Raw genomic sequence first — 7,898 nt, 5'->3', positions numbered from 1 at the left:
ACCGGATTATCCCTGCTCAGAGCACCATTCTTCGTTCAAGACACACCATCAAGATCAACCGGCGCGAAAGCCCGAGGCTAACTGGCGACCTTCGTCAGCGATGCGGTATCCGCACGCATTGACGTCGATGACCACATTGGACACCGCGCTCAGCGCCCGCTGGCAGCCCCAGTTGTTATTGGCTCCGACTTGAAGCTCGCTGAGCGTGATTGTCGGCGGCTCGCCGTTGAGACTCGCCAAGGCCCACTTGACGGTGTTGCCGGCGGTGTTCGTGGCGCTGATCGCCTGGTTGGCGCAGCTTTTCCACTTGTCGGCCGAATTCTGCACGAATTGATCGGCCTTGTCGGCAGACGGAAACGTCACCGCCGCCTGGGTGACCCAGTGGGCATGGTAACGCCCCGGCTCATACACGAGTTGGACTCTCAGTGCGGTCTGGCCGCTGCCCGCATACACGAGGTCCTGCACGGCATAAAGCGCCCCCTGGCACTCCGGGTGCGACAACTTGATGGGTGTGGGGTCCAACCGGTAACCCGTTTCCATCGTTTCCATGGTTGAAGCACCCATGACGGCGTTGATCTCAGCCGCGCTGAGCAAAATGCCGTCCAATTGTTCGGGCGTCGTCAGGGGCGGCGGCGGTGACGTGCTCGGCGGCAGGACGGCCGACGGCGCCGGGGGCCCAGCAGTGTGGCCCGGCTGCGGCCCGCGCCGGTTTGTCAGTAGCACGGTGACCGTCACCACCACCAGGATCACGGCAACGCCAGCCGCGCCGACGGCCGCTATGACCGGCCACCGGATCACCCGCGGGGTCCTGACCTTCCCGAAGACCTTCTTGGCGACCTTCTTCGGCGGCTGCGGCACATCGTGATAGCCGGGAAACGCCTCGATCACCGGGGGTAGTGGCGGTCCGTTCGCGGCAGAGAAGTATTCCGGAGCCGGCTCGGGCTGCCCAGTTGTCCCGCCGGGCTCCACGTCGTTTGCGCCCGCAGGTTGCCGCGGTAATCCCTCGGATCTCAACTCGTCGAAGGGATTAGGCTGCGGCGCCGGCGATTGCGGATCCCCATCGTTGGACACTTACCATTCCTCCCACGCGCTGCATATCTCGGAACATATCGACGCGAACCCCGGCCGGCATGGGGAAACCTACAGGTGCCGGCGAGAGTCGCCAAGGCGGGCGTACCGGGTTCGCTCTGATTACGGGACGATTCTTGGGCGACCTCCCCATTGATAGCCATCGGAGCTGACCCGGCGCAGCGGATCCGTACAGCGGAATGGGCAACGCCGCGCACGTTCAAGCGGTTGCCATCCGGGGGCTGACCCAGCGCCGATACCACGATGTTGCGGTGCAGCAAAGGCATTCCTGTGCAAGGGTTTTCGGCTGCGGCCATAACCGAGCCACTTGCAGTCAAGGACCCTTGAGGCAATGCAGCCTAACCGGCACCACCACGATGACCTCGCAGTTGCTGACGTCCACGCCGGCCGCGCAGCGCCCCAGCGCGGTGGGAGCCGAACAACCTTGCGGGCCAAACGATCTCGGTATCCGAGTACGCGCTGATCCCGGTGGGCTATGACGCCTTCTGATGCCAGATGGGCTATCGCCGAGCGATGGAGCGCCGGGGCCTACCTTCAGCCAGCGGTTGCGGAGTCGAACGCAGGTCAGGTCGAGCATGACCGCCAATTCCGTGCGCCGGCATTCGGTCGCCCGGGCCGAAGCTGAGGGGCCACCGGCGCGCCGCAGCGAATTCTCAATTCTGCTCACGTGCATTGAGCAATCAACGCCTCTGACGCCGACACTAGCGGCGGCGGCACCGCACCCTGCACATTGCCCGGTGCCCGCCGGCCGCCGGCCGCCGACGGCCTATCGTGCTATTGCCCCTTAACTTTGGCGGCCATTTTGTCGGCTATCTGGCCGCCTTCATTAGTGATGAACCATTTGCAGGCGTCGACGTCGATAACCACATTGGACACCGCGCTCAGCGCATGCTGGCAGCCCCTGTTGTTACTTGCCCCCACCTGGACGCGGTTCAGCGTGATCGTCGGTGGCTTGCCGTTGAGGCTCGCAAAAGTCCACTTGGAGGGCTGACCGCTGACGAATGTTTCGGTGACCGTCTGGTTGGCGCAGTTCTTCCACTTGTCGGCCGAATTCTGCACGAACCGGCTGGCCTCGGCGACGGACGGAAAGGTCACCGCGGCCTGGTTGACATGGTAACTGAGACCATTACGGTCGTCGCCGGACACGAATTGACTTCGCACTGCGGTCTGGCCGCTTCCCGCATACAGCTCGTTCAGCACGACAAAAAACGCCCCAAGGCAGTCCGGGTGCGATAGCGTTACGCCTCCTGAGAGTTGCAGCTCCTTCAATATCCAGTTCGTTTCGTCGTGCATGGTTGAATCGCCCATCACGGCGCTGATGTCAGCCACGCTGAGCAGAATGCCGTCCAGTTGCTCGGGCGTCGTTAAGGTCGGCGGCGTTACCGGTGGCGCGGCCGGTGCGCCAGGATTCGGCGCGCGCCGGTGCGTGAGTAGCACGGTGATCACCGCCACCACCAGGATCACGGCAATGCCGGCCACGCCAATGCCCACTCCGACCGGCCATCGGATCACCCGCGAGCCGACAACCGTCGTGCCGACCTTCCGCGGCGGCTGCTGCCCACCCCGAGAGCCAGGAAACGCTTCGATCACTGGGGGCAGGGACGGGCCGTTCGCCGCCGAAAAGTCTTCCGGCAGGGGCTCTGCGGGTTGTGGGCCTATGGCGGCGTCGCCGAAGCTCCCGGACCCGGCGGACCTTACATTCTCGAAAGGATTAGGCTGCGGCCCCGGCGATTGCGGATCCCCATCTCCTCCCACGCAGCGCACAGCCGGATCATATCGACGCGAACCCGGCCGGCATGGGGAAACCCACTAATGCCGACACGAACCGCCAAGGCCGACATGTCGGGCTTGACCGAAACTACGGGGACGGTTTGTGCGCCCCCGTCGATAGCCACTGGATAAGGCGAGTCATTGCAGCAAGACCGCCGGGACCGTTACAACACCCCAAAGCTGGAGGTGACCCAGCGCAGCGGATCCGTGCAGCGGAACGGGGCAATGCCGCGCACGTTCAGGCGGTTGCCGTCCGGGGGTTGGCCCAGCGCCGATACCGCGAAGTAGCGATGCGGCAACGGCTCTCCGGTGGCAGGGTGTTCGACCGCGGTGACAACCGAGCCGCCTTGCAGCCGCAGCAATAGGCTGCGGACTTCCTCGTGGAGAAGTTGTCCGTCGGCATCGTCGTACTGTCTGTTTGCGGAGCTGTCACGCAGGTACGACGCGCCGGAGTTGGACATGACGTAGCTCCAGTCCGAGCCCTCGACGTCGCGTAGCGCCCGCAACGCGTCGAACTTCGACACGATGACCGCCAGTTTGGGCCGTCCCGCGCCGACCGCCAGCATCACGTTGCTCAGTACGGACCGCGGATCTCCGCCGGTCGACGACGGCGCCGGCAGCAAATCCTGCAGTTGATCACGAACTCCCTTGACTCGCAACGGGTCGAACATGAAAAACACGGCGTCCGCGTCGGCGAAGAATCGGAAATGCGGAGCGTAGGTATTGCCGGCCTCCAGGTCCTCGCCGGCCACGTCCCGCAACACCACGAAGCTCGGCACCCCAAGCCACGCCCCGACGCTGAAAATGAGTGGTTCGCGTTGAGGCGAAGCCTGTGTTCGCACTGTGGGGGTTGGTGGGATGAGCCCTCGCTGAACATACAGCGGCTGCTCGTAATTGACGGCGTACGCCTGGGCCGAGGCCTGGGTGGTGGGGCTCATCGACACGCTCAAGGTTTCGCAGAGCAGCTCCATCTGCTTGATCAAGACGGCGATATAGATGCTCTTACCCGTTGCCCGGGCCCCGGCCATCGCAATGCACACCGCCTGACCCTGACGCCATCCCCCGGGAAGTTCGAAGTGGCAGACAGGGCAGATCTCGACGACGGGCAGTCCGTTCATCGCGGCGCTGGCGTCTGCCGCCGTGTGCAGCCGACCCCGGTAGCCCGGCGGTCGCTTGGCGTCGTACACCGGCGGCGACGTGACGGCCGCGCCGTAGTAGGCCGATGCGGCCGCATCCGCATAACGGGGGACCCCGGCGACACGCGGGTCCACTATCCACGCGTAATGGTCATCGCCCAGGACCGAGAAGCAGCGCGGGCACTTCGTCACATCAGGCCCCGCACCAGTGAGATCGCGATGCGTTCCAGCACCGCCGGCTGGCTGAGCACCTCAGCGGCGGCGTCGGCACCCGGGCGGGGCGGACGCAGCACCGCGCAGTCGGTTTCCAGCCGCGGATCGTTCGAAATGGCAATGACCGGAAACCGTTGCCGCAGTGTCTGTGTCGGAAAGTCGGTGCACACCACGGTGCGCGCGCCGTTGCCGGCGATTGTCGACCATCGGGCACCGGCGGACCATCGGGGCTCCACGTTGCGAAGGGAATCCGCCAAGGTGCCGGCCGGTTCGGTCGGGACCGGTACGGGTTTCTCCGCGACCAACACGGCTGACACGTCGGTGATGCCGACCGCGTCGGCAACGCCAACCACGATGTCAGCCGCGGCCGAGACGCTTCCGTTGCTGAATGCCGAGCGCATTGAGGCAGAAGCATCCACCGCGATGACGACCGCGTGGCTCGACAGCTCGGATCGCCGCCCGACGACCTTCCGGGCGGCCGCGCGGGCGGCGGTCCCGAGCGGGTTAAGCGGCCGGTCGGCCACCGCGCTGACCGCGATCTCGATGCGGGTCCCGGTCGGTGTCAGCGTGGCTAGTTCGACGTCGCTGTCTCCGGAGACGTCGACCGGTTCGAAGACCACCTGAACGGGATCCACGCCGTCGGCGGTATCGGGTCCGATTGCCAGCTGGACCACGGTGTCCGGCCCGAAAAAGTCGCCCCGGGCCGGTCGCACGCTGACAACAAGCGGGCCGATGACGATCGGCAGGACCGAACGCTGCGACGAGGACCGCACCACGGGTTGATCGGCCGCGGCGTGGACATTCAACACCGCCTCGGCTACCGATCCGGTGATCGACAGGGCCAGTGCCTGACTGGGGATCGTCACGCTTCGGGTGCGTTCACTCATCAGATAGATGGGCATCAGTGCCTCCACTGCGCGGATGCCGCCATGGGATCCAGGTCGCTGGACTGACCGTGGAGCGCGTCGAGCACCATCTCGCGAAAACGTCGCAGCGACGCGGCGTCCGTGGCTGCGCTGATCTGGCCCATCACGTGCACGACGTCGTTGACCTCGTCGGCGTCCCAGGGGAACGTTGCCGCGATGCGGGCGGCCAACCGCCGCAACAGCGGCGCTATCGGATCGGTCCCGGCCGGATGCAGCAGGCTGACCGCGAGAGCCGCGTTGGCGGAGATCACGCGGGTCTCCGCCAAGGCGAATACCTGCTCGGTCACCTCGGTTTGCAGGCTCGGATCGGTCAGCAGGGCGGCGCACACCCGGGGACACGGCGTGCCGACAATGGCACCGACGACCGCCAGCACAAGCAGCCGGCGCGCGAAGTCGTGGTGAACGCGCTCCGGTCCGACCGCGTCAACCGCTTCGTCCCACCTGGGGGTATAGGCGCGCTGATATGTCATGACGTAGCCGCGCGCGACCCAGTCTTGCGGTTCATAAAGCCGTACCACCGCGCATGCGACACCTAGTTCATCTTTGTTGTCGGCAACGACCCGGGAGGCGAGCTCAAACATTTCCGGTGAGTCGGCCGCCCCAACCAGGCCGAGAATGAGTTCCCGAGTCGGCAGGCGCTCCACGACCCGGTCTTCGATCCGATCGAGTTGCGCCGACGGCAAACCGTGGACACGCCGCCACCACGCGTCCGCCTGCCGATCCTGTTCGGTTTCGGGGCCCAGTCGGTGCGCCCGGGCGGCGCGCAGCACAGCCCGGGTCCAATCCTGACTTCCCGGCCGGACCTCGGTCAGCTGCTCCGGCGACGGCGCCGTCACCCCGTCACTGAGCCACTCCAGCACCGAATCGTCGAGTTGCCCCCCGGGCTGATCCGGCGGCTCGCCCTGCCGCATCATCACCGACGCCACAGCCAAGCGACAATCAACGCCGATCCGCCCGCCGAGTTCGAGAATCAGGCGCCGAACCTGCCGTGGGTCCCGCAGCGCCGGCAGGACGTGTTCTTCGAACACCCTGGACAGGTCGTAGTCGATTCCCAACCGGACGAGGATGTCGACGACGAGGAGCACTCGGCCCGGACCCCGATCACCTGCCGCCCGCAGCGCTGCCGGAATCGTCCCCAACAGTTCGGCGGGAACCGCCCGGCCGTGATAGCGAGTCCGGCCCAGCGGGATCGGGTCTGGCCGATCTAGCCACCGGTCGTCGCAGATGGCGCGCGACAGGTACACGGCGTCGGCGACCTGCGCCGTCAGGCCGTCGGGCATCCGCCGTGCCGCTTCCAGCGCATCGGCGGTGCCCGTCCCGGCCGCGGAACGCACTACGTCGCTGATCGTTTGCACGATGGCCGGATCGATGACCGGGCCGGGCGGCGAATGTTGCGTGATCACCGACCGAGCCTCGTCTGCCGCGTCGACGAATCGCTCCCGGGTAGCGATGGACATCGCCATCGGCCACGCCGGGTGCAGGCCGCAATCGTTCACCCCGGCGGAGAACATGTCAATGTCGTTGAGCACCAGCCGCATTGAGTCGGGGTCCAACATGGCTACCTGCGCCATGGCCGACCAAGCGGTGACCTCGATCGGCTGTGCGGCCGCGGTCCGGTGCGGTTGGCCGCCGAATTCTCCCAGCGAAAGTGTGTCGGTCTCGTCGATTGTCACCGCCGCCGCCGGGGCCATCGGGAGGTCATCGCGCGGGATCGCGGTGAGATGTTGACCGATCCGCACGGCGTGCTCGAGCTGATCGGCGCGATCAAAGGTGGAGAAGTTCAGCGACCGCGCAGTTCCCGGCGACATCAGGAAGCTGATCAAACCGATCCATTGTGCGGCGGTTTCGTCCGACTCCGCACCCAGCACGACTGGCGGGCCGCCCTCGATCGCGGCTGCGACGGCATCCATCAGCCCGAACAATGTTGTGAGTCGCCAGGTGGTGGTGTCGTAGGCGAAATTGACCACGCTGCGGCGTGTCACAGTGTCGCCGGGCCCCGGTGGTTGTGCGGGCAGCGCTGCCCCAGCCACGGCCGCACCACCGTAGGGACAAAGCCAGCGCTGCGAACGCCACAGCTCGATAGGCCGATAAGAGTCCTGCGCTGTGCCGGCTTGCCGGTCCAGCATCGCGTGCACGAACACGTTGCCGGGCCGGCCGGTGTGGTCGCTTCCTGCCGGCACCGTGTGCCAATAGCAGGCAGTGTTTCGATTGATGCGGCGATACGCCAGCCGGTGCGGAATACGTTGCAGCTGCGCGGCTGCGGGGAAGGCCGGTATCGGATCGACCGGATTCAGCACAGTCCGGACGCCGGACACCAGCAGCGCTTCTTCTGCGTCGTCGAGGTCGCCGCTGGTTTGCTTCACCCGCCAGCCGCCGGCCGATCCGATGGCGTCGAACGACGTGTAGCTCAGTTGTCCATACCGGGCCGTCATGACGATGTCCGGGTGAGGCGAAGCGCATCGACCGGCGGATCCAGCAGCGCCAGCCGCTGCAACCGCTTCGGGTCGCCCACGTCGGCGAAGAGCCGTATCCAGCCCTGCCGCCCTCTGACGTCGCCAACAAATACCTGGGAGGCGCCGTCGCTTCGCAGCGCCGGCCATTTGAATTGCTTTGCGGGCCGCGCGGCCACCGCACCCTGGTCGCCCAGCGGCGCCACGTCGAGCGGGTCACCGTCGGTGATGCTCAACGGGATTCGTTGAGCATTGTTAACCAGGACGAACGGCGGCGATCCGATGACGTCGTCGGTCTCGGCGCGAATCATGAG

Annotated in this window: 6 protein-coding genes; all 6 read right to left on the bottom strand. The window is 66.1% G+C overall.

The window, feature by feature from the left end; genetic code table 11:
* Positions 1-54: 54 nt before the first annotated feature.
* Positions 55-1,071: a sensor domain-containing protein gene (locus BST40_RS26665; RefSeq protein WP_083156301.1), complete on the bottom strand. Its 1,017-nt coding sequence runs from the start codon at positions 1,069-1,071 to the stop codon at positions 55-57.
* 792 nt (positions 1,072-1,863) lie between these two features.
* A complete protein-coding gene (locus BST40_RS26660) occupies positions 1,864-2,679 on the bottom strand; it encodes a sensor domain-containing protein (protein WP_075549503.1) in 816 nt (271 codons plus the stop codon).
* A gap of 344 nt (positions 2,680-3,023) precedes the next feature.
* Positions 3,024-4,187 (bottom strand): hypothetical protein, encoded by a 1,164-nt coding sequence (locus BST40_RS26655; protein WP_075549505.1) that lies wholly within the window; start codon positions 4,185-4,187, stop codon positions 3,024-3,026.
* The gene (locus BST40_RS26650) at positions 4,184-5,110 is read right to left on the bottom strand and encodes a hypothetical protein (protein WP_075549575.1); all 927 of its coding nucleotides are present in this window, start codon (positions 5,108-5,110) and stop codon (positions 4,184-4,186) included. The genes BST40_RS26655 and BST40_RS26650 overlap by 4 nt, the downstream gene beginning before the upstream one ends.
* Entirely contained in the window at positions 5,110-7,566 is a 2,457-nt protein-coding gene (locus tag BST40_RS26645) for a GAP1-N2 domain-containing protein (protein WP_083156298.1), read from the bottom strand. The genes BST40_RS26650 and BST40_RS26645 overlap by 1 nt, the downstream gene beginning before the upstream one ends.
* Positions 7,563-7,898, bottom strand: a 336-nt coding sequence (locus tag BST40_RS30335; protein ID WP_482805266.1) for a SaeA-related protein, incomplete at its 5' end; no start/stop codon positions are given. The genes BST40_RS30335 and BST40_RS26645, both read right to left, overlap by 4 nt.

The sequence above is a fragment of the Mycobacterium persicum genome (assembly GCF_002086675.1).
GTDB classification, from domain to species: Bacteria; Actinomycetota; Actinomycetes; order Mycobacteriales; family Mycobacteriaceae; genus Mycobacterium; species Mycobacterium persicum.
The sequence above is the reverse complement of the archived record's forward strand: the minus strand, read 5'-3'. Positions and strand labels throughout refer to the sequence as shown.

What these genes read in the sequence shown, in the direction of transcription:
- BST40_RS26650 (WP_075549575.1), bottom strand. Translation starts at nt 5,110, where the DNA reads ATGCCCATCTATCTGATGAGTGAACGCACCCGAAGCGTGACGATCCCC.
- BST40_RS26645 (WP_083156298.1), bottom strand. Translation starts at nt 7,566, where the DNA reads ATGACGGCCCGGTATGGACAACTGAGCTACACGTCGTTCGACGCCATC.